At 40.2% G+C, this 22,472-nt stretch carries 17 protein-coding genes and 1 riboswitch; of the genes, 3 read left to right on the top strand and 14 right to left on the bottom strand.

The genetic code is table 11. The features are described from left to right. Positions 1–183: 183 nt before the first annotated feature. The 5 genes from lgb_RS04415 to lgb_RS04395 all read right to left on the bottom strand — a co-directional run bounded on the left by lgb_RS04415 (position 184) and on the right by lgb_RS04395 (position 6,444). Positions 184–2,841 carry an FtsX-like permease family protein gene (locus lgb_RS04415; RefSeq protein ID WP_242810670.1) on the bottom strand — a complete coding sequence of 886 codons (2,658 nt, stop codon included), beginning with the start codon at positions 2,839–2,841 and terminating at the stop codon, positions 184–186. A gap of 4 nt (positions 2,842–2,845) precedes the next feature. Then, on the bottom strand, positions 2,846–3,547 hold the full coding sequence (locus lgb_RS04410; protein WP_086582496.1) for an ABC transporter ATP-binding protein: 702 nt from the start codon (positions 3,545–3,547) through the stop codon (positions 2,846–2,848). Positions 3,548–3,660: 113 nt separating this feature from the next. After that, a complete protein-coding gene (nadE, locus tag lgb_RS04405; protein ID WP_064305306.1) occupies positions 3,661–4,485 on the bottom strand; it encodes an ammonia-dependent NAD(+) synthetase in 825 nt (274 codons plus the stop codon). A 2-nt stretch (positions 4,486–4,487) separates the two neighbouring features. Continuing rightward, the gene (locus lgb_RS04400; RefSeq protein ID WP_019293533.1) at positions 4,488–4,976 is read right to left on the bottom strand and encodes a GNAT family N-acetyltransferase; all 489 of its coding nucleotides are present in this window, start codon (positions 4,974–4,976) and stop codon (positions 4,488–4,490) included. Between the two features lie 4 nt (positions 4,977–4,980). Then, positions 4,981–6,444 (bottom strand): nicotinate phosphoribosyltransferase, encoded by a 1,464-nt coding sequence (locus tag lgb_RS04395; RefSeq protein WP_019293534.1) that lies wholly within the window; start codon positions 6,442–6,444, stop codon positions 4,981–4,983. Between the two features lie 267 nt (positions 6,445–6,711). Here lgb_RS04395 and lgb_RS04390 point away from each other — a divergent pair, with 267 nt between their 5' ends. After that, positions 6,712–7,299, top strand: coding sequence for a nicotinate-nucleotide adenylyltransferase (locus lgb_RS04390; protein WP_019292561.1), 588 nt, complete (start codon positions 6,712–6,714; stop codon positions 7,297–7,299). Positions 7,300–7,310: 11 nt separating this feature from the next. Here lgb_RS04390 and rnr read toward each other — a convergent pair whose 3' ends face one another. From rnr to lgb_RS04355, 7 genes are all read right to left on the bottom strand, one after another. After that, complete coding sequence (gene rnr, locus lgb_RS04385) at positions 7,311–9,338, bottom strand: ribonuclease R (RefSeq protein WP_256777886.1); 2,028 nt, start codon at positions 9,336–9,338, stop codon at positions 7,311–7,313. A gap of 57 nt (positions 9,339–9,395) precedes the next feature. Beyond that, a complete protein-coding gene (locus lgb_RS04380) occupies positions 9,396–10,508 on the bottom strand; it encodes an NAD(P)/FAD-dependent oxidoreductase (protein ID WP_019293536.1) in 1,113 nt (370 codons plus the stop codon). 84 nt (positions 10,509–10,592) lie between these two features. Further along, positions 10,593–11,117: a dihydrofolate reductase family protein gene (locus tag lgb_RS04375; protein ID WP_019293537.1), complete on the bottom strand. Its 525-nt coding sequence runs from the start codon at positions 11,115–11,117 to the stop codon at positions 10,593–10,595. Between the two features lie 128 nt (positions 11,118–11,245). Next, a complete protein-coding gene (locus tag lgb_RS04370; protein WP_019292557.1) occupies positions 11,246–11,413 on the bottom strand; it encodes a hypothetical protein in 168 nt (55 codons plus the stop codon). Between the two features lie 18 nt (positions 11,414–11,431). After that, positions 11,432–12,745: a GTPase ObgE gene (gene obgE, locus lgb_RS04365; RefSeq protein WP_014024644.1), complete on the bottom strand. Its 1,314-nt coding sequence runs from the start codon at positions 12,743–12,745 to the stop codon at positions 11,432–11,434. 252 nt (positions 12,746–12,997) lie between these two features. Further along, complete coding sequence (locus tag lgb_RS04360; RefSeq protein WP_019293538.1) at positions 12,998–16,135, bottom strand: SbcC/MukB-like Walker B domain-containing protein; 3,138 nt, start codon at positions 16,133–16,135, stop codon at positions 12,998–13,000. Between the two features lie 2 nt (positions 16,136–16,137). Then, the gene (locus tag lgb_RS04355) at positions 16,138–17,310 is read right to left on the bottom strand and encodes an exonuclease SbcCD subunit D (RefSeq protein WP_019293539.1); all 1,173 of its coding nucleotides are present in this window, start codon (positions 17,308–17,310) and stop codon (positions 16,138–16,140) included. Between the two features lie 186 nt (positions 17,311–17,496). Between lgb_RS04355 and lgb_RS04350 the strand changes: the two genes are divergently transcribed. Together lgb_RS04350 and lgb_RS04345 are read left to right on the top strand one after the other, a co-directional pair. Beyond that, entirely contained in the window at positions 17,497–17,958 is a 462-nt protein-coding gene (locus lgb_RS04350) for a GNAT family N-acetyltransferase (RefSeq protein WP_019293540.1), read from the top strand. 102 nt (positions 17,959–18,060) lie between these two features. Continuing rightward, on the top strand, positions 18,061–19,002 hold the full coding sequence (locus tag lgb_RS04345; RefSeq protein ID WP_019293541.1) for a UbiA family prenyltransferase: 942 nt from the start codon (positions 18,061–18,063) through the stop codon (positions 19,000–19,002). A gap of 50 nt (positions 19,003–19,052) precedes the next feature. Here lgb_RS04345 and lgb_RS04340 read toward each other — a convergent pair whose 3' ends face one another. Both lgb_RS04340 and lgb_RS04335 read right to left on the bottom strand, forming a co-directional pair. Then, positions 19,053–21,728, bottom strand: a complete 2,676-nt coding sequence (locus lgb_RS04340) for a cation-translocating P-type ATPase (RefSeq protein ID WP_019293542.1) — start codon at positions 21,726–21,728, stop codon at positions 19,053–19,055. A 185-nt stretch (positions 21,729–21,913) separates the two neighbouring features. Beyond that, positions 21,914–22,014: riboswitch (yybP-ykoY riboswitch) on the bottom strand. A 94-nt stretch (positions 22,015–22,108) separates the two neighbouring features. Next, complete coding sequence (locus lgb_RS04335; protein WP_019293543.1) at positions 22,109–22,450, bottom strand: DUF2200 domain-containing protein; 342 nt, start codon at positions 22,448–22,450, stop codon at positions 22,109–22,111. Positions 22,451–22,472: the final 22 nt, after the last annotated feature.

Raw genomic sequence — 22,472 nt, 5'->3', positions numbered from 1 at the left:
CTGTGCTGTGCTGTGCTGTGCTGTGCTGAAAAATTATAAGTCATCGCATTTACCTCGTCAAGTTTTTTGTTATCTATAAGTAACATCAATAACATTTATATAATTTTATTGTAATCTTTTTCTTATGCAATTCAAAATAATATCAAAAAAGTACCTCAGAAAGAGGTACTTTAGATGAGAATATCAATCCACAGACTTTAATGCACCCAGCATATCGACATTTTTGAGTTTCAGATGGACGACAATACTTAAGCCTAAAGTTGTGGCTAGGGTAATGAGTGTTGAGAGCAACAGGTTACTCCATAACAGATTTGGATTAAACATAATCATGTCGGTCGGTAACATGGTAATAATCACATGATGGAAGTAAGCCCCTAAGCCAAAACCAGCTAATATTCCCATAAAGCTCAGTAAAATCGTCTCACGATAAATGTAAAGTGTCACTTCACGATCATAGAAGCCCAGTACTTTAATCGTTGACAACTCTCGAATTCGTTCAGAAACGTTGATATTGGTTAGATTGTAAATAACAACGATAGCCAATAGAATGGCACAACCAATAAGCACAAACATGACACTGTTGATACCGTGTAAAAAGGCGTCAATTGTATTTTGTAAATCACTATTTTGCGATACAGTGAGCGCCCCAGCATTTCGCATAAAGTCAGCCGCAGCTGCTTGACTTTTAGCCCTTGATGTATCTCGAAGCTTCAAGAGATGCGCATTTGCCTTTATCGGTGTTTCAAACAGCGCTTTATACTGGTTTTGATTCATAAAAATATAGTGCCCCATATACATCTCGGTAATATCTGCAACTTTTATTTTTACTGTTTTATCCTGATCGTTTTTTAGCGAAATGGTCTGTCCAACTTTTACTCCAAGTAGTTCTGCCAGTTTTTCACTTATTACTGCGCCTTCTTTTGGTAATACCAGTTTCTCCTGACTTACACGATTACGCAGTGTTACAAACTGCTTAAAGTTTTCTTCCTTCTCCGGAACCATTAAACTAATATCCTGACGATTATCGTTAATCGTTTGATGCAGTTGTTCAAAGTGAACAGGAGCATAAGACTTAATATTGTCTGACTGTAAAAACTGGTCAAGTTCATCTTGCTCCTGTTTATTCAAGTTATCCTGAGAAACCGCAAGCATATTGTAGTGTAAAATTTCACCAAACTGTCGTTGACTCAACCCTGAGATAGAATCACGGATACCAAAGCCCATAACAAGAAGTGCTGTACATCCCGCAGCCCCAACAATAGTCATCAACATTCGCTGTTTGTAACGGAAAAGGTTACGTGCTGTCACTTTATAAGTAAAGCTCATACGATTCCAAATCGGCTTGATTCTCTCCAAGAAAATACGTGAACCTGCTTTAGGTGGTTTGGCTAAGAAAAGTGCTGCTGGTACGCCACGTAACTCAGCTTGAGCCACCAAATAAGCGGGCAAAACGGTACAGGCAAGCGCAATAACAAAGGAAACAAGCGTCCAGAAAGGTGAGAAAGTCAAAATCAATCCTGAAAATGTAGAGGAAGCCGAATAAGCGTTAAATACCACATGAGGAAGCACAACGTGACCTAAAATAACACCTACAGTTGCACCCGCACAGGCTGAAACAGCTCCATATACGATAAATTTTTTCCGAATTTGAGCATTGGTGTAACCCAAAGCTTTAAGTAAGCCCATATTGCCTCGTTCTTCTTCCACGAAACGTGTCATCGTCGTTAAACTGACAAGAACGGCGATCGCAAAGAGCACGACCGGAAAAATGTTTGAAAGGGCATCGATACGAGTGGAATTATCAACAAAGGTTTGATAGCCCGGGTTTCCTTCTTTTCGATTATTTACGGTATATTCTGGAGCTTCAAGCGCTGCTAGTTTATCTCTCTGTTCTTGCAGTTGAGTTTTACTTTCTACAAGTTTTGCTTTACCCGTATTCAAACTTTCCTGCAGGGCTTGAAGTTGAGGATTTTCACCAGCTAGAGCTTTTTGTTGATTAAGCGCATTCTGTGATTCTTGCAGTTTTATTTCTTCTGCTTTCAGTTTATCTTGGGCTTGATTTAGCTGGGCTAATGGCTCTTCTCTTATCTCCGCTAAACGCTTTTCAGGTTGTCCTTCCAAAAGATTTTTAAGCTTTTGTTGGTAATAGTCTGAGCGTTCCGTAAATTGTGGATCATATGGACTAAGGCCTTGCATGGTTTTGAAACTCAAGCGTGCAATCATATACACATCTGACTGAAAAGTTTCAGGAGGAACAACGGCATAGCCGTTAAGCTGTCCCGTTCCTATATTGGTCGGACCGTATAGACTTTTATCAACAAATTCACTTGATTTGACAAAACCGACCAGCTTAAACTCATGGTTTTTTAGAAGATATGATCCCTCATTTTTTTCTTCGGTTACGCGGATTGTATCACCAAGCTTGTACTTGTCTTGATAGAGAAAATCAAGGGCAATTTCATTGCTTTTTTGGGGCATTTTTCCTGCAATGAGCTCATAAGTTGAAAGGTTGTCTGCTTGCGAGAAAATACGCAAGGAAGTTTTCTTATCGGGCAGCAAAACATCACGAAAATAGCCAAAATCCACCGTTTTGAGTCCATCTGCCTGGCGAATAAGCGCTTGGTCCGATGCATTTAAACCCATCGTTGAGGTAACACTCAAATCTGCCAAGTGATGCCGCGCATAGAATTCCTCAGCCGTTGCCCTCATATTTGGCCCAGACATTTTTAAACCGACAAAGGCAAAGACCCCTAAAGCCATGAGGGAGAAAATAGATATGAAACGTCCAAAGGATCCAGTAATCGACCGTCTTATATTTTTATTGAGGGTTTTTGTTTTCATCGAATCACCACTCAATCGTTTCAATATCTGATGGACGGTCGTTGACCGTAATCTCCTTGACCCGACCATCATGGACATGAATGATACGGTCCGCAATTTGACTAATGGCAGCATTATGGGTCACAATAATCACTGTTGCACCCTGAACGCGCGACATGTCTTGCAGTATTTTCAGTACATGCTTACCTGTTTGATAGTCTAATGCTCCGGTTGGTTCATCACAGAGAAGGATTTTGGGATTCTTAGCGATAGCACGCGCAATAGCCACACGTTGTTGTTCTCCCCCCGAAAGTTGTGAGGGAAAATTATCCAAGCGATGACCCAAGCCGACATTTTGAAGAACTTCTACAGGATCAAGCGCATTTTCGACAATCTCTGAAGCCAGTTCGACATTTTCCTTGGTCGTCAAATTATTAATCAAGTTATAAAATTGAAAAACAAAACCAACATCACGTCTACGGTAAGTAATCAGTTCTTTAGCAGACAACTCAGCAATATTTACACCATCAATTATCACTTGCCCTTCATCACTCGAATCCATGCCGCCTAAAATATTTAAGATTGTGGACTTACCCGCACCTGACGTTCCTAGGATAACTGCCAGTTCTCCTTTCTCAATCGCAAAGTTTACGTGATCATTGGCATAGATTTTTTCTCCACCAGATTGATAGATTTTTGATTCATCTTTTATCTCAATATAGGACATAATATCCCTCCTGTAAGCGTTTATATTACTCTATTATACCATACTCTCAACCCTCATTTTATTGATTTACGTATAAAAAAACGCCAGCCTAAGCGCTCACGTCTTTTTATATATTATTTCCAAAAATCATCAAAAACGGTAATAGGTAAGTGACGTTTGTGTTCCGTTTTAAGATACCAATTTTCGATTTTTTCTTGTGCCTCGGGGCTGATTGATCGTCCTTCTGTATAGTTGTCGATATCCTCATAAGTCACGCCCAGAGCAACTTCGTCTGCCAAACCGGGCTTACCATCTTCCAAGTCTGCTGTTGGAACTTTTTCATAAAGAGAAGGTTCGGCACCCAAAGCAGCGAGCAACATTTTACCTTGACGTTTATTGAGACGGAAGAGCGGCAACAGATCAGCGCCACCATCACCAAATTTCGTATAAAAGCCAGTAATATTTTCAGCTGCATGGTCTGTTCCCAAAACAGCACCTTGCATCCCTCCAGCAATCCCATATTGACTAATCATGCGTTGACGGGCTTTGATATTTCCTTTGTTAAAGTCAGAAATCTCCACACCAGTCGCTTCTAAAGCCGCAACTTGAGCATCAACAGCTTCTTTGATATTCACCACTAAACTTTTATCTGGTTTAATAAAGTCCAGTGCTCTTTGCGCATCCTCTTCATCTGCTTGTGTACCATAAGGCAGACGAATAGCTACAAATGTATAAGCTTCGTTTCCCGTTTCTGCACGCATTTCTTCCATGGCAATCTGTGCCAAGCGGCCAGCCAATGTTGAATCTTGCCCTCCAGAAATTCCTAAAACATAGGTTTTAATAAACGGATATTTCTTTAAGTAGTCTTTGAGGAAATCCACTGATTTACGGATTTCTTCTTGTGCATCGATTGTTGGTTTAACACCTAGTTCTTTGATAATTTTTTCTTGTAAAGACATATTCACTCCAAAATTTTAGCCATATAAAATTCATCAACCCATTCATCATTGATTTTAAGAGATTGGCTACGTACTCCTTCAATCACAAAACCGTTTGTTTTATAACATGAAATAGCTGCACTGTTGTTCATTGCCACTGTGAGTTCTAAACGTGAAACTCCTTCTTTACGTGCCCATTCTTCTAAAGCTGCAAAGAGCCGGCTCGCAATCCCTTGACGACGATAATCCTTAAGTACAGCAATGACAATTTTAGCACAATGTCTATTGCGACGGTAAGTGCCACAGTAGGCAGCTAAGAAGGCAACTAATTCGCCTTGATCATTGTCCGCACCCATCAAAAAGTCCGTTGAGGCAACTTGATTGGCTAATTCATGAAGTTTAGTTTTATGTTCGTCCGGTTCAACCAGCATAAAGTTATTTTCTTGAAAAATTTCCATTTGGAGCTGACCAAATGCTTCAGCATGTCCTAATTCAATATTTTTTATTCTCATAGTATCAATCCAATTTCATTCCAGAAACCTTGGTGCGTACTTGACTAATCAAACGCATCTTATGGTTCCATAATTCTTGTGATAAGTCAACGGGATATGGTTGGGGATTGAGGTTGCGCTTATATTCATCCCAAAGTTCGGTCAAGTTGGCTTCAGCAAAAGTTTTGATTTCTTCTAAGGTAGGCAAAGGATAAACTTGCTGGCCTTTGACAAAAATTTCTTTAAGTAGGGGTTTAGCAGTAAAGTCACGTACATTTTTATTAATAAAGGTATGCACGGGATGGAACATATAGATTTCCTCACTCTGGTCTGGTCTTTCACCGTCAAAAGTAATATAATCTCCTTCAGACTTACCGTCACTTTCTCTTGTGATACGCCAAATTTGCTTTTTCCCAGGCGTGGAAACTTTCTCTGCGTTGCTCGACAGTTTGATGGTGTCTTGCATTTCGCCCTGATCATCTTCCATAGAGACGAGCTTGTAGACAGCACCAAGCGCAGGCTGATCATAAGCCGTGATGAGCTTGGTACCTACACCCCAAACATCAATCTTCGCTCTCTGCATTTTCAAGTTTAGGATTGTTGACTCGTCCAAGTCATTTGAAGCATAGATTTTGGCATCAGTAAAGCCAGCTTCATCCAGTTGCTTACGTACTTTTTTCGAGATATAGGCCATATCTCCAGAGTCAATGCGGACACCTTGGAAATTGATTTTGTCACCAAATTCACGTGCCACACGAATAGCTGCCGGAACACCAATGTTCAAAGTATCATATGTATCCACAAGGAAGACACAATCTTTATGTGTCTGTGCATAAGCTTTAAAAGCTTCATAATCGTTGCCATAGCTCTGAACTAAAGCATGAGCATGTGTTCCGCTTGGTTTAATGCCAAAAATCTTAGCCGCACGCACATTACTTGTGGCATCTGCACCACCAATATAGGCCGCACGTGTCCCCCAAATAGCAGCGTCCATTTCTTGGGCACGGCGTGTACCAAACTCAAGCAAAGGATCATCACCAATCACAGACTTGATGCGTGAAGCCTTGGTTGCAATCAGTGTTTGGAAATTAATGATATTGAGGACAGCCGTTTCGATAAGCTGACATTCAGCCAGCGGTCCTTCTATCTGAACCAAAGGTTCGTTGGCAAAAACGAGTTCTCCTTCTTGGACAGAGCGGACTGTACCTGTAAAGCGAAGCTGTGCCAGATAGTCCAAAAAATCCTCAGGATAATCTAAATCACGGAGATAAGAAATATCTGTTTCGGTAAATCTTAGATTGTTCAAGTAGTTAACCATGCGTTCCAGACCTGCAAAAATAGCATAGCCGTTTTCAAAAGGCATTGAACGGAAAAAGACTTCAAAAACAGAATTGCGATTATGACGTCCAAGCTCCCAATAGGTCTGCATCATATTTATTTGGTAAAGATCTGTATGTAAAGTTAAACTATCGTCTGGATATAGTGACATGGTGACTCCTTTTATGAGTGACAAATTATATTCTAACTCTATTTTAACAAAATTTGACGGTAAATTGTATTGTCATCACCTTTATTTACAAATATTCAGGGACATTTCTATCTTCATGTTGAAATTATCTCAATGCTTCTTAAATTCTTCATGAGTTTAAACTCAATAAATTATTATTTTCTTATTTGAAACTGCTCATATACCTGATGAAAGTGGGCTTTTCTGGTATAATATGAAAAGAATTAAAAAGGAGCTATATATCCACTAATGGAACAAGCAAAAAGAAATAAAATCGGAATTTTGGGCGGTAACTTTAACCCGGTCCACTTTACCCATCTGATGATGGCTGATCAGGTCGCTCAACGTCTTGAATTAGATAAAGTTTGGCTCATGCCCGAGGCTCTTCCTCCCCATATTGATGAGAAAAAAACAATCTCGGCTGAGCATCGTGTGAAAATGCTGGAGCTGGCGATTGCAGATAGTCCACGCTTATCGCTTGAGTTGGGAGAAGTTGCACGTGGTGGGAAATCTTACACCTATGACACGATGAAGCATCTCACTCAAGCTTATCCAGATACTGATTTTTATTTTATCATTGGTAGCGATATGGTGGAATATCTTCCGAAATGGTACAAGATTGATGCCTTACTTGACTTGGTTCAGTTTGTTGCTGTTCAACGTTCAACTGAAGCTATTGAAAGTCTTTATCCTGTCCAATGGGTGGACTTACCTCTTTCTTTTGCTTCCAGTACTTCTTTACGTAAGATGTTTAAAGATGGAATCGAGCCGGTTTACCTCATGCCTCAATCTGTTATCGATTATATTAAAAAAAATAAGCTCTATCTTGAAGGATAGAACTTTTTTTATTATTCTTCAATAATTTCTTCAAAATCAACGGTTCCCTTACGTTTATTGGCTGAAATGACACGAATTTTTAGGACATCCCCCATACGATAAGTTTTCTCAGATTTTTTACCTTTGAAGATATCTTCTTCTTCATCGAATTCAATGGCTTCTTCAACACCTGTGTGAAGATTGACCGTACGAATCAAACCTTGAACCGTATTATCAAGTTCCATGAAGAGGCCAAATTTTTGAACACCAGTTACGGTTGCTGAGTAAACTTCACCGATATGATCTTGCATGTACTCTGCTTTTTTCATAGCATCCACGATTCGTTCCGTCACAACTGCGCGATGTTCCATATCAGAAGACTGTTTAGCGATTTCAGGTAAACGTTCTTTCCATTCTTCTTTCGTACGGTTTGAGTGATCTTTTGGATAAAGATGAAGTAAACGGTGCACGATCAAGTCCGGATAACGACGAATCGGACTGGTAAAGTGGGTGTAGTCTGTCGCAGCTAATCCATAGTGCTGTGTATTTTTTTCTGAATACAGAGCTGTCGACATCGTGTGGCGTAATTGATACGTTAGTGTTTTTTCAAAAGCTGTTCCTTTAATCTCTTCCGCAAAGTAATTTACAGCTTCATGAGAGTTTGAACTCAAGCTAAAGCCCGCATCAGCAGCCTTTTCCATTAATTTAGCAAATGCTTTTTCTTTCGGCTTGTCATGTACACGGTAAAGTGACGGCAATTTTTTCTTTTGGAAATCAAGGGCAACCGTTTCGTTGGCTGCCAACATGAAGGATTCAATCATACGTTCTGCTGTACCACGTTCACGTTTCACAACATCAATCGCATGTCCTTTTTCATCCAAGATAACTTTTGCTTCACTTTCGTCAAATTCGATCATGCCACGTTGATGACGCATCTCTTCGAGTAGCGCGTGAAGTTCCCCAGCGATAGCGACAGAATCCACAATTTTAGGGAATTGCTCTAGACTTTCGCGATGTCCTTCTTGCCCTTTATTGAGCATCTTGTTTACTGTTGAATAAGTCATACGATAAGTTGTCTTAATCACAGACGGACCAATCTTATAATTGATAATTTTACCGGAATTATTGATTTCCATCACACAGGACATCGTCAACCGCTCTTGCGCTTCATTTAGTGAACAAAGATTATTGGACAGCTTAACAGGTAACATTGGCACGACACGATCGGTAACATAAACAGATGTAGCACGTGCAAAAGCTTCCTCATCCAAAGGTGAACCGTCAGTGACATAGTGAGAAACGTCAGCGATATGAACACCCAGTTCATAATTTCCGTTGTCTAACTTCTTAACATGAATGGCATCATCCAAGTCTTTAGAATCTTCGCCATCAATCGTATAAGTGATTTCTGAGCGATAATCGTCACGCCCTGCAAAATCTTCTTCCGTTAATTCTTCTGGGATTGCTTCGGTCTGAGCCATTGTTTCTGCTGTAAATTCTTGCGGAATTTTCATAGCGCAAAGCACTTCCAAAATATCAATCCCCACATCATCCTTGTGTCCGATAATTTCTAACATTTGACCTTCAAATGCTTTATTTTCATCAGGATGTTGCGTTACTTTGACACGGACAACATCACCTTCTTGTACTTCAGACAGCGGTTGCTTGATGTATAAAGGATCTGTGATTTTATCATTGTAGAGTTGAATCGTGCCTTTGTAGCCTGTAAGTTTGCTTTGACGGCTAGATAAGCTTTGATAGCTCCCAACAGTTTCCGTCACTGAACGTTTTGTGATTTTGATTATCTGTCCATCTGCACCACGTTTAGCATTTTTTTGATGAAGTACACGAACAAGGACTGTATCTCCATCCATTGCTGATTTGGTGAATTTTGGTGAGATGAAAATGTCATTACTCTTGTCAATCGCCTCGAGCGGGTTCACAAAGCCAAATCCCTTCGGATGCTTATGAAAAACGCCTTCAACTTCGTTTTTTTCTGGTGTATTAATAATTAAATCTGATATTTTTGCCATTATTATCTTTCTGTTTTTTAAATCTATCTTTTCTATTATAACACACCCTACAAGACGTCTTTTGTTTTGAAATGTTTTTTAGGCTCATTCTTCTTTTTTATTCACATAGAGATTCATTTCCTTTTGATAATGGTTCATATCCCATTCTGAATTATCTGCATTTAAATGTTGTGCTAAAAGATAGGCAATGTAAGGTCCTGTAGTTAGTCCTGAGGAACCTAATCCACTCGCAATATTCAAACCTCTCTCTTGCACTATAGGGCCAAAGAATGGCGCAAAATCAGCAGTGTAGGCGCGGGTCCCGACACGGTAGCTATAAGCTGTGTCTGCAAAATAATCTTCCTTTAAGAAGGTCTGCACGCCTTTAGTCAGTTGCTCAAAAGCTTCTTGTGTCGGTTCTAAATCCCAACCTGCTTCATTTTCATGCGTTGCGCCTAAGAGTAGACGGCCATTTTGAAAGGGAATCAGGTCGGCTTCACCTTCTAAGAAAGCAACCGGCCATTTCTCTGTTTCAAAATTGGTCTCAAAAGACAACAGTTGCCCTTTCTGGGGCGAGACCTTGGCTGTATAACCCAGTTGATCCAGTAAAGTTTTCAATGCTGGTCCCGGTGTCAAAACAAGTTCATCTACTTCCACCTCCTCTTGCACTGAAGTCACACGCCATTTTGCCTTCTCCTTCTTGACTTGGGCTTCTTCGCTTATTACACGAACACCGCGTGTTTGGGCACGTTCCCGAAGATGTTGCAAGTAAGCTTTTCCATCAAGTCGTGCGCCTCCAGAGATGTATAAGCTTTCGACAGGTTTTAGCAAAGGCAGCATGTCTGTCGTTTCTTCTTTGGTGAGATGGCGCACTTCCCCAATCTCTGGTGCAGTTGCACGTCGCTCTAAAGCAAGCTGTTCGAGGTCTTGAAGCGCTTGTGGACTTCTGACGAAGAGCGTCCCACACTTTTCGTAAATGTTTTCATCTAAACTCAAGTCTTTGACCAGTTGCTCAAAAAAGGCAGCACCATCTTTAGCTAAAGCATACCATTGTTTGTTTCTTCGTTTGGACAGCCAAGGAGAAATAATCCCTGCACTGGCACCTGTCGCCTGATGTTTGCCAGAATCAAAAACTGTAATGTCAAATTTTTCTGTATCTAAGTAATTGGCCAAGGTCATGCCGATGATGCCGCCACCAATAATCGCTATTTTTTTCATAAATTTATTATTCCATATGGAGTATTTTAAGTCAAATCCATATTTTAGCTTTAAAAATTTCCTAAGAGAGAAAATATATTTTAACTAACTTTTCGCTTTCGTTTTGCGCTTATAAGCCAATTCAACAAATTGTCCGTATCTTGTTGTTCCTTGTAACTCTAAGTCTGCTGCATAATTCCCTTGTGGAAAGAGCGGGATACCTTCTCCCAAAATAACTGGAGCAATTGTTACTTGGTACTCGTCGATAAGGTCACCTTCCATGAAATCCTTAATCAGCTGACCGCCACCAACTAACCAGATTTCTCCTTGAAGCTCTTTGACAAATGATGTTAGATTACTTGGATGCACAAACTTGATATTGGTTTTGTCTTCCCAAGTTTGTCTTGAAAATACATAAGTCATTTTATCCTCATAGGGCCATGTTTCTAACTTTTGATTTAAAAGCCATTGGTAAGTTCTGCTGCCCATGATAACAATATCTACAGATGAGAGAAATCGCGATATACCATTGTCTCCTTCTCCTTCAACAGCCATCAGCCAATCCAAATTATCCTGCTTATCAGCGATATACCCGTCTAATGTTTGGGCGATAAAAAGTTTTACTGCCATGTGATCTCCTTTTCGTTTCTTAACTTACTTCATTTAGCTTAGCAAGACTAAATTATAAATTCAAGCTAATTGCTCTTGTTTTCTCCCATGTTATAAAAATAAAAACCATGAAAAACATGGCCTTCTTTTTATTCATCTTCTTTTTCGTTTGTTTCTTGTGCAGCTTTAGAGAGGCGGAGTTTACCTGAGGGATTATATTTCTTAATCAAAGCATCAATCCGTTCGTCTGTCCAAAAATCTGCTGAGGCAATAAATTCACCGTTTTCATCACGGTCAGAAATAATCTTAAAGCCCATCTCAATCCTCCTACGCTATTAATCTACAAATTCAAACTCAAATTTCTCGATACGTACCAAATCACCATCACGTGCACCTGCTGCACGAAGTTGTTCATCAACACCCATTGAACGGAGTTGACGCGCAAATTTCATGACAGATTCGTCACGGTCAAAGTTAGTCATCTTGAAGAGTTTCTCAAGCTTAGTACCAGACAAGCGCCAAGCGGCATCATCGTCACGTGAAATACTGAATGGTTTTTCTTCTTCTTCAAAGCCATAGTATGCTTCTTCATCGATGAAGTCTTCGTCTTCATACAACAAGAATTCTGGTGTTTCAGCTAAGAGTTCACTTGTACGTGCCAACAGACCTTGCAAGCCTGTTTTTGTTAGACCAGAAACTTCAAAGATTTGAGGCATTTCTTGCCCTTCAGGTAGATTTTCAGCTAACTTTTTCTTGAAATCTGCAAGAATCTCTGGCGCATCTGGCATATCCATTTTGTTGGCCACAATCAATTGTGGACGTTCAAGCAAGCGAAGATTGTAACTTTCCAATTCCTTATTGATGGTTACATAATCTTCGTAAGGGTCACGTTCCTCGATGCCTGACATATCCAAAACATGCAAGAGAACTCGTGTACGCTCGATGTGACGTAAGAACTGAATCCCTAAACCTGCACCTGAGTGTGCGCCTTCAATCAGTCCAGGCATGTCCGCCATAACGAAACTGTCACCGTAGCCGATTTGGACCATACCAATATTTGGTGTGATTGTGGTAAAGTGATAAGCTCCAATCTTTGGTCGTGCATTAGAGACAACACTCAAAAGCGTTGATTTACCTACAGAAGGGAAACCTACTAAACCAACATCAGCAAGGACGCGCAATTCAAGCATAAGCCATTTTTGCTCCCCTGGCTCACCGTTTTCAGCAACTTCTGGTGCAGGGTTACGTGGTGTTGCAAAGCGAATGTTTCCACGTCCGCCACGACCACCTTTAGCAACAACAAACTCTTGACCTTTGTCAATCAAGTCCACAATTACTTGTCCTGTTTCATTGTCTTTGACTGTGGTTCCTTGCGGAACTTTAACAATCAAATCTTCTGCTCCACGTCCGTGCATCCCTTTGTTCATACCTTTTTCACCTGGTTTCGCACGGAAAATACGGTTGTATTTAAAGTCCATCAGAGTAGAAAGCCCTTCATCGACACGGAAGATAATATCACCACCGCGTCCGCCATCTCCACCAGCAGGACCACCGTCTGGTACGTATTTTTCACGACGGAAAGCGACTGCTCCGTCTCCACCTTTACCAGCTCTTACTTCAATTCTAGCTGTATCTAAAAACAAGCTCATTTTTATTTTTCCTATTTCTTCCTAAAAGCATGCGCTCTTCTATTTGGTTCGAGTTCGATTTTCCAGCAGGACTAAACTTCATCATTTTTTACTGCTGTTTGCTGGAAAAGCTTTTTCCCATACATCTCACTCCACACTCCTTTGTGAGTAGAGTTTTGAACTCTACTATTTTACCATATTTCATTGTTTTTCTCAAAAGGCTACTTTGGAAAGCAGTCGGAACTTTTTATCTTGATTTCTGACTAAAAGATTTTATTTCGAAAAGAGTTTTACCTGACTTCGTCCGTCTCCGATTTTTTCGACACGTAGTTGCTGTGCGATTGAATCTTTCATTTCTTCTACGTGACTGATAAGGCCAACAAGACGATTTTCTCCTATTTGTTCCAGCGCTGTCATGGCTTTTTGGAGTGTTTCTTGATCAAGTGAGCCAAATCCTTCATCGACGAAAAGTGCTTCTATTTGAACCCCTTGCGCAGAATTCTGGACTACTTCACTCAGTGCTAATGCTATTGACAGAGCAGCAATAAAGGTTTCTCCACCCGACAAAGTATTGGATGAACGTGAGGCGCCTGTCTCATTATCATAGATGCTGATGTCCAAGCCATGATCGCGCCTTTTATTAGCGGATTCTTTGGCCAACTCAAAGCGATAGCGGTTATTGGAAAGTTGATTGATGAAATGCTGGTTAGCATAAATCAAAACTTTTTCCAGATAATGTTGGACAACAAAGGTTTCAAGCTTGAGCTTATCTCCTGTTTTTCCTGCTATCGCATTGTAGAGCTTAGTCATTTCACGCGCCTTATCCGCTGCCTTTTCTTGTGTCTCAAGTATTTGTTCAATCTTAGCAACCGTTGTTTCGAGTTGTTGTCGTGTATTGGATAGCTCAATAACTGTCTTTTGCGTTTGGCTATAGCGCTCGTTTAAGGCTTGCTTTTCTTCTCTCAACTCAGTAAGATCAGGTCTTTGCTTACCGCTTAATTTTTCCTCATACTTTGCTAAAGCACGATTCAAGCGTTTCTCTTCAAGTTCATAAGTATTAATAAACTTGGAAATTTCAGGAAGTTTATCCTCTGCAAGCCAATTTTTCAGCGTGACTAAATCATTGGTCCAAGCATTTGGGGCTGCCAATGCTTTGTGGATAATGCGCTGTCCTTCTTGAAGCTTCAGTTTTTGCTCTTCACTACGCATCAGACGTTCTTCATGTTTTGCTTTCTGTTCTGCATAACGCTTTTCAAGGGCAATTATCTTCTCACGCACCTCTTGGCACTCTGTATAATAGTTATCGACTTCTTGGCGCAATAGAACCTTCTGCTCTTTTAGAGCTTGACTGGATTGCAGTTGCCCAAACTCAGCTAAACTTTGAGTAACTGTTTCGAGCTGTGCTTTGACTTTATCGCTCTCCTGAAACAACCCTTGACGTTCAGCTTCTAAGTTTTCTACTAAAACACACAGCTTGTCTTTCTCCAGAGAACGTTCTTTTTGTGCAGTGCTTTTCTGCCTATAACTGTCTTCTCGAGCTTGAAAAATGATAGTGAGCTCTTGGCGACTAAACACTTTAGGAAAACTGCCTTCATGTGCCTGACAAAACTGACTGTAGGCTTGGTCAAACTTCTGCTCGATTTCTTGCAGTGTTTCAGCTTTTTCTGCAGCTTTTTTTTGAGCCATTTCAAGTTCGCTTTGAGCCTTTTCTTGCCTTTCTTCTGCAGCAGCAAAGGCTTCTTGAGCTTTGTCAACTTGTTGCATAGCTGCTTTTAAGTCATCGTCAGAAACATCAAGCTCAACATGTGATAAAGGATGTTCTGTAGCACCACAAACTTTACATGGTAAACCATCTTCGAGTTCCTTTTGCAGTTGAGCAATCATGAGACTTTGACGTAATTTTCGCTTTTCCTGATAACTTTTCTGTTTGAGCATGAAATCTTGCTGCAGTGTCGTAATGTTTTCCTCAGCAAAGTTTAATTCCTTTTGTGCAAGTTGATTTTCTTGTTTTAAGCGCTCCAAATATTCTGCTAAGGGAGAAAGTTGCTGGTGAAAGTCCAACTTTAGACGACTTAAAGCATCTTTTTCCGCCTGCAAGATACTCTCATCAAGGATCTCTTTTTGTAATTGATCAAGTTTGACTTGTGCTTCTTTTAGGGGCACATCTGTCTCACTTTGCTTAAGCTGCAAGTGGACAATCTTTTTCTCCAAATCTTTTTTCTGTCGGATAAGTTTTTCTGCCTGCTCGGCTTGCGTAATCGTGCGAGTCAGCTCTTCAATATCCTTATCTTTTTCTCCAAATTCTGAAGCTTTCTGATCTAAGTCTTGCTCACGTTTTTTCACTTCTCCAAGTATTTTCTGCTCTTGCTCGGCTTTTGAGCGATAATCAGCTTCACGTACTTGGTTAGCTTCTAGTTCTTTTTCAACCTCTTCCAAGTCACGTAAAATATCCTTAAATTGTTGCGCCCAGCTGCGGGCTTCGTAGGCTTCTTTCTGTTGCTCATAAAGCACTGCTTGCTCCGCTATTTTTTCCTGATATTCTTTTTGAGTCTTTTCTGCTTCAAGGAACTCTTGTTCCAGCAGCAAGGCATCTTCGTAAGCTTTATCGACAGTTTCTACTTGGTGCTGCGCTATTTTTGCTAAGTCACGAGCCTTGCTTTCTTGCATCTGCTTTTGCTCTAGAAATTCTGTCGCTTTTTCAAATTTTTCCTTATCTGGACATTCTTCCAAAGCCTTGGCTTCTTCCTCCGTCCAGACAGAAGAGCTATATTGGCTTTGCAAGATTGAATCAAGAGCTGCGTTTTCTTGATTGTTTTTTGTGTATTGATTCCGCACTTCCTCAGAAAAGACCGTAAAAATTGCCGTACCAAAAATTTTCTTCAGAATTTCTTCTTTTTCATTGGTGGCCGATTTTAAAAAACGTGAGAAGTCATTTTGTGGAAGTAAAATGATTTTCTTGAACTGCTCGGCGCTGAGATTTAAAAGACCATATATTTCACTGGCAACATCGACCGGTTTTGTAGCCAAACTGGCTTGCTCTGTGCCAAATACCCTGTCTACAATAGCTAAGCTGGCTTGACTTTTTTCCGTCTTAGTGCCTACTCCTCTTTTCTTAAAGACTTCTTGCTCGGGACAGCGTTGTACCTTATAAAGAAAGTTACCTTGCTCAAAATAGAAAGTCACTTCGGTACGTTGGTCTGGTTGTGCAAACTGGCTGCGCATTTCTCTCGCTTCACGATCTCCTGTCGTCTTGTCAAAAAGAGCATAAGTCATTGCATCAAAAATCGTAGATTTTCCAGCACCCGTATCGCCGCTAATCAAAAATAATGGTGCTTCATCTAGAGCTCTAAAATCAATTTCCGAGTGAGCGTGAGGTCCGAAATAATTCATTTCTAAGTAAATTGGTTTCATGTCTACTTCTCCCCTCTCAAGTCAATAAAAGTTTCTTCGATAAAAGTTCGCTGAAATGGACTAAGTGCCTCTCCTGCCACCTGTTGGTAGAAATTTTGCACGATTTCTTCCTCACTCATCATTTCCATATTTTGATGGGTTTCGTGCTCTATGATGCGTTCTTTATCTTCATAATCCAGTTCGACAATAGTGCCATAGATTTTCTGAAGTTGGGCACGTAAATTTTGCCCAGCATGAACAAAGCGGTCAAAGTTTTTAATACATATAGCAAACCAAGCAGATTCCAAAGGTTGTTGCTGGTAAAATTCTGGATCAATAAGCGTTTCCCACTCTTCAGTAAGAGCAACCAAATCCGTCTGCGGTTGAATTTCGAAAAACTCAGTCTCAACCTTATCCGCTACATTTACGATATAATAGCCTTTTTTCGTTTTTGCTTCTTTGATATTAAATTTGACAGGACTTCCTGAATAACGCACTGTCTCACTGGGTGAAGCATGATGTGTATGAATATGCCCCAAAGCAACGTAGTCAAAATCCACAAACTGCTGGACTGTGACAGTAGCTAGCCCCCCAGCTTTGGACTTGGTTTCACTTGTCAGCTCAATCTCCTGATCTGCAGAAGGGCTCACAGCAAAGTGAGTCACTAAAATTTGTTTTTTCTCAGGGTGAAAGGCTTCTCGCATTTTTTCAAGTACTAGTTCTAATGCCTGAGACAAGGTTTTAATTTCTTTCACTTCCTCTTCTGGCATACCCGCTTGTAAAAAATAAACACGCGCATCAGCTGGATCAAAGTAAGGAAGCAAGAACATTTGGATCTCCGCTGTTTCAATGGGTACAAAAGCTTCTTCTAATAATGTATTCAAATGCAAATGGTTAAATTCCATCCATTCACGCCCATAATTTAGTCGTCGTGCTCCGTCGTGATTTCCCGAAATTGCATAAATAGGAAAATTCTCCTGAATATTCATTTCTCGCAGCATTTCGTTAAAGGTCGTCACAGCTGCTGCGCTCGGAACTGTCCGATCATAAAGATCTCCTGCAATGATGATACCGTCAACCTTTTCTTGCTTGGCTGCGGCCAGCATAATTTTAAAGGCGTGCTTTTGCTCTTCTAAAAGACTCCAACCGTTCAAGGTTCTGCCAATGTGCCAATCTGATGTATGTAAAAATTTCACTAATTTCAGCCCTTTTCTACTTTTTTCGCTTCCTCTATTATACCTCATAAAAGTTAAAGACAAAATAATGGGGAGATTTCCCCATGTGGCCAATATTTATTCATCACTTCTTTATCCTCGCCTATGGTATAATTTAGGAAAAACTAGGCTCATCCATACCAGATATTTTTTAAATTAAGGAGAAATATGCTAAAACTTATTGAAATGACACAAGAAAGATTTCAACACTACATGCTCTCCGCCGTAGAAACCTTTGCTAAAGAAAAAGTCCTAAACGGTACTTGGACTGAAGAACAGGCTTTTTCAAAGGCTCAGGCGGAATACAATTTACTCCTGCCTGAAGGCCTCCAAACACCCAATAACTATTTTTATTCTATCCTTGAAAAGGGAGAAGTCATTGGTTATATTTGGACGGCTCAAAGTACAGACAATGCTCGAACTGCTTTTATTTATGATTTCGAAATTTATGAAGAATTTCACAATCAAGGTTTCGGCTCTACGTCTCTTGAATTAATTAGTTTTCAAGCTAAACAACTTGGCTTTTCATCCCTAGCTTTACATGTCTTTGGAAGTAACTCTAGAGCTTTACACGTCTATAAAAAAATGGGTTTTGAAATTACTGATATTAATATGCAAAAAGAATTATAATTTAACTTTTTACTGAAGAGATTTGAGTACTTTAGCTTGGAGCACTGTCTATCTTTCTTTCCAACTAAGAATGCCTCTTTTTTTTGTGATATAATTCTCATTATGAACGTCAAAACATTTCTTAACTTTACAAGAATCCAAACCTTACCCGTGGCTCTGCTTTCGCCACTTGCAGGAATTATGTTCTCGCTATGGTATTTTCACTCTTTTCATCTTTTACCCACCCTTCTTTTTCTGATCGGTCTTGCTGCCATCAATCTTTTTGTTTCCGCATGGAATAATTTGATGGACTACCATAAAGCGCTGGATCCAGAATATAAAACCCAGCAAAATATCATTAGCAATCGCAATATCAACCCTAAGTTAGCACTAAAAATTTGCCTGCTCTTTCTTTTCATCGATATCGTAGTTGGGCTTGCAGTTATGCTTATCACCAATCTTGCCATTTTACCCGTTGGCGGCCTCTGCTTTCTTGTAGCAATCTTTTATACATATGGCCCCTTTGCTTTCAGTCGCTTTCCTTTAGGTGAAATTTTAGCTGGCCTATGTGAAGGATTTTTCGGTTTCTTTCTCGCTGTATATATTAATTCTTATGATTTACAGTACTTTTTCATTCAATTTGACGGCTGGAAAATGAACTGGACGTGGGATTTTTCCCAACTTCTTCCGATTGTTCTCATAGGTATTATGTGTTTCTGTCAGAACTTCAATGTCATGCTTTCCGATAACATTTGTGATTTGGAACAAGACATTCGCAATCAACGTTTCACCTTACCTTATTATCTTAAAATTCCTGCCAGCTTAGTACTTTATAAAGTCATGTATATCATTCCTGCTCTTTGTGTTAGTCTAGCGATAATCTTAGGTATCTTGCCTATATGGTCTGCCTTAATGCTGCTCATCCTCTTCGAGTTGATTCCTAATATGAAAAAATTCCTCCACAAGCAAGTCAAAAGCGAAACCTTTCATTATCAAATTAAAAATCTAATTCTTTACAATGGCAGCTTGGCTTTGACTCTGTTTATTGCTATTATTTTTAACTAAAAAAACGCTCCAACAGCTGGGAGCGTTTTTTAAATTTTCTTAAAGGATAATTAACCTACTTTGTTTACTGTTGCTTTTGCTTTTTTCTGACTAACAAGTACGCGAAGTGCTTTGATGATTTCCATCATCAAGACAGCACCTAAAGCAAGACCAGCAGCAAGTAACCAGTAGTGCATACTGAAGTTTGCCGGAATGCTGAAGAATTCACGTGTGAAAGGTAAAGTTGTCAAGCTGTAAAGTCCAAGGCAGAATACTACCGCACCTAAAACATATTTGTTAGAGAAGAGGCCCAATGAAAGGATTGTTTGTGAATTTGAACGTGCTGTGAAAGTTTGTAAGCTACGTGCCAAGATTAGAGTTGTGAAGGCCATAGCTACACCCAACTCATCTGAAACTTGCATCCCGATATATTGAGAAATAATCGCTGCAATACCAATCAATACACCACGAACCGCAACACTTGCCATCAAACCGCCTTCGAAGATACCTTCGTCAGAAGGACGTGGTTTTTTCTTCATGACATTGGGTTCTGCTTTTTCCATACCCAAGGCAATCGCTGGTACAGAGTCATTTACCAAGTTGATGAAGAGCAATTGCAGGGCTGTAAATGGACTTGCCCAGTTCATAACTAAGGCAAAAACAATGGTAATAATCGCCCCTAAGTTACCTGAGAAGAGGTAACCAATTGATTTTTTGATATTATCGTAGACTGTACGTCCAACCGCTACAGCATTAACAATAGAAACGAAGTTATCATCGGTCAAAATCATTGATGATGCATCTTTGGCAACGTCTGTCCCTGAACCCATAGCAATACCAATATTGGCTTGTTTCAAGGCTGGGGCGTCATTAACTCCGTCACCAGTCATCGCAGTAACATTTGCTTTCTTCTGCCATGCGCGAACAATACGAATCTTGTTTTCTGGTGACACACGCGCATAAACAGAGATTTTTGCCAAGTTGTCATCCAACTCTTGCTCTGACATAGCATCTAATTCTTGCCCAGTCACAGCAATGTCGTTTTCCCCAAAGAGACCGATATCTTGCCCAATCGCACGCGCTGTTGTTTTATGGTCACCCGTAATCATCACTGTACGGATACCTGCTTTTTTCGCTTCCGCAATTGAATCATAAACAGCTTCACGTGGTGGGTCAATCATGGCTGTTAAACCAATCAAGATCAAGTCATTTTCATCTTCCAAATCCAGAACTTCTTTGTCTTGCGCCAAAGGTTTGTAAGCATAAGCCAAAACACGGAGTGCTTTGTTACTGAATGCTTCATTTTGTTTTTGGAATTCTGCTTTTAATTCTTCAGTAAAGTCTTGGACTTGACCGTTGATAAGAACTTTCGAACAACGTGCAAACATCACGTCTGGTCCACCCTTAGTCAACATGAGTTTTTCATCATCAATAAGGTTAATCGTTGACATCAACTTACGGTCAGAATCAAAAGGAAGTTCTGCTAAACGAGGGTAAGCTTCACGAAGTTCTTGATAAGGTTTACCTACCTTGTTGCTAAAAGCAATTAGTGCAACTTCTGTTGGATCGCCGAGCTCTTGCCCTTCTTCATTGATACTTGAGTCATTACACAAGACAGCTGCTTCAATCAGTAGTGCTTCGTCCGTCGTCCAAGTTTCTGGCTGATCTGGGAAAGTTTCTTTTGTGGTTGTAGGTAAAAAGTAATCGACAACCGTCATTTTGTTTTGGGTTAATGTCCCTGTTTTATCCGTACAGATAACACTTGTTGAACCTAAAGTTTCAACTGCAGGCAACTTACGAATGATAGCATGTTGTTTTGCCATTTTGTTTGTACCTACTGAAAGGACAATCGTTACAATTGAAGAAAGTGCCTCTGGAATTGCGGCAACAGCGACAGCAACAGCAAACATGAAGGCATCTAACATCTTCACTTCAATATTTGCACCGTCTCCAGCAAAGAAGATACGTGCCGCTTGAATTGCAAAGATAGCAACAGAGAGAATCAGGATAGCAATACCCAGTTGTTTACTGAATTTCTCCAGTTTTTGTTGCAAGGGTGTTTGTTTATCTTCAGCCGTTTCAAGGAGCGTGGCGATTTTACCAATCTCTGTTTGACTTCCGGTACCGGTAACGATAAATTCTCCACGCCCATAAACAGTGAGCGCTCCACTGTAGAGCATATTTTTACGGTCGCCTAAAGGAAGTTCCCCTTCAAGCGCTACATCTGTCTTTTCAACTGCTTCGGACTCACCTGTTAACATGCCTTCTTCTACACGCAAGCTCTTACAAGTCAAGACACGTCCATCGGCAGGAACAAAGTCCCCTGCTTCAAGCAAGACAAGATCACCCACAACAAGTTCACGTGCTGGAATCGTTATTTTTTCACCATTACGTAACACTTTTGCATGGGGCGCCGAAATTTGTTTCAAGGCATCCAATGAACTTTCTGCTTTTTTGGTTTGAATCACAGTGACGATTGAGCTGATTAATACTACACCAAGAATGATGCAGGCTTCAACCACTTCGCCTAATGCCAGCTGAACAATGGTAACAATCAGCAGGACAATAACCATCGGGTCTTTAAAAGTGTCCAGTAAAATTTTCCAAGTTGGAACTTTGTCTTTACTCTTCAGCTCATTAAAGCCGTCTCGTTCTTGTCTTTCTTTGACTTCTTGCTCCGTTAGACCTTCAACGGTTGTCTGCAATTCCTCAAGGACAAGCTCTGTTTCTTTGTTGTAGAATTCCATTTTAGCTCCTTCTCCAATAGTTAAATATGACGCTTGATATCAAAAGCAATATTTTTTGATTCGAAACGAATAAGACGCTACGGTAATCGATAGATAGTATGATTTTCCCTCCAGCATGAACATCTTTCAATGCTTGTATGTAGCGTATTAAAAAGACCCCTGCCAAATCTGGCAAAGGTCTTGCTAAACATGTCATATCCATGTCAACAAAGCCGGTGAGATTAATGCTCACGGAATGACGACTTTGTTTCGGTTTGCACCGACGCTACTCCCCTTTGGGAATTCATATTCAATATTGTTCTTTAATAATAACAAATTCCCTTAGTAAATGCAAGAATTGGACTCAGTCTGGACACATAAAGCTTCATTATGTCCACGAGTTATAAGGTTATTCTTTTAATCTTTTCCAGACTTTTCCCTTTGGCGAGTTCATCTACTACTTTATCCATATAACGTAGCTTTTTCATAAAGTTGTCTTCGATTTCTTCTACACGAACACCGCAAATCACTCCAGTAATAAGAGGCGCATTGTCATTAAAAGGCTGATTTTCAATCAATTGCCCCAAGCTACCCGTGAGCTGGCTAGGATTCGTGTATCCTGTTAACCAAGTCAAAATCTCATCTAATTCTTCTTTTGTCCGTCCTTTTTTCTCTACTTTTGCCAAGTAAAGCGGATAAACGGTTTCAAATTTCATCTGTTTTACACGATCAGTGCTTGCCATATTCTTTACCTCTATAAAGCCT

Origin of the sequence: Lactococcus petauri, assembly GCF_023499275.1 — a bacterium.
Taxonomy (GTDB): Bacteria; Bacillota; Bacilli; order Lactobacillales; family Streptococcaceae; genus Lactococcus; species Lactococcus petauri.
The sequence above is the reverse complement of the archived record's forward strand: the minus strand, read 5'-3'. Positions and strand labels throughout refer to the sequence as shown.

Excerpts from the sequence above, each read along its gene's own strand:
- lgb_RS04415 (WP_242810670.1), bottom strand. The coding sequence starts at position 2,841 with ATGAAAACAAAAACCCTCAATAAAAATATAAGACGGTCGATTACTGGA.
- lgb_RS04410 (WP_086582496.1), bottom strand. The coding sequence starts at position 3,547 with ATGTCCTATATTGAGATAAAAGATGAATCAAAAATCTATCAATCTGGT.
- nadE (WP_064305306.1), bottom strand. The coding sequence starts at position 4,485 with ATGTCTTTACAAGAAAAAATTATCAAAGAACTAGGTGTTAAACCAACA.
- lgb_RS04400 (WP_019293533.1), bottom strand. The coding sequence starts at position 4,976 with ATGAGAATAAAAAATATTGAATTAGGACATGCTGAAGCATTTGGTCAG.
- lgb_RS04395 (WP_019293534.1), bottom strand. The coding sequence starts at position 6,444 with ATGTCACTATATCCAGACGATAGTTTAACTTTACATACAGATCTTTAC.
- lgb_RS04390 (WP_019292561.1), top strand. The coding sequence starts at position 6,712 with ATGGAACAAGCAAAAAGAAATAAAATCGGAATTTTGGGCGGTAACTTT.
- lgb_RS04380 (WP_019293536.1), bottom strand. The coding sequence starts at position 10,508 with ATGAAAAAAATAGCGATTATTGGTGGCGGCATCATCGGCATGACCTTG.
- lgb_RS04375 (WP_019293537.1), bottom strand. The coding sequence starts at position 11,117 with ATGGCAGTAAAACTTTTTATCGCCCAAACATTAGACGGGTATATCGCT.
- lgb_RS04370 (WP_019292557.1), bottom strand. The coding sequence starts at position 11,413 with ATGGGCTTTAAGATTATTTCTGACCGTGATGAAAACGGTGAATTTATT.
- obgE (WP_014024644.1), bottom strand. The coding sequence starts at position 12,745 with ATGAGCTTGTTTTTAGATACAGCTAGAATTGAAGTAAGAGCTGGTAAA.
- lgb_RS04360 (WP_019293538.1), bottom strand. The coding sequence starts at position 16,135 with ATGAAACCAATTTACTTAGAAATGAATTATTTCGGACCTCACGCTCAC.
- lgb_RS04350 (WP_019293540.1), top strand. The coding sequence starts at position 17,497 with ATGCTAAAACTTATTGAAATGACACAAGAAAGATTTCAACACTACATG.
- lgb_RS04345 (WP_019293541.1), top strand. The coding sequence starts at position 18,061 with ATGAACGTCAAAACATTTCTTAACTTTACAAGAATCCAAACCTTACCC.
- lgb_RS04340 (WP_019293542.1), bottom strand. The coding sequence starts at position 21,728 with ATGGAATTCTACAACAAAGAAACAGAGCTTGTCCTTGAGGAATTGCAG.
- lgb_RS04335 (WP_019293543.1), bottom strand. The coding sequence starts at position 22,450 with ATGGCAAGCACTGATCGTGTAAAACAGATGAAATTTGAAACCGTTTAT.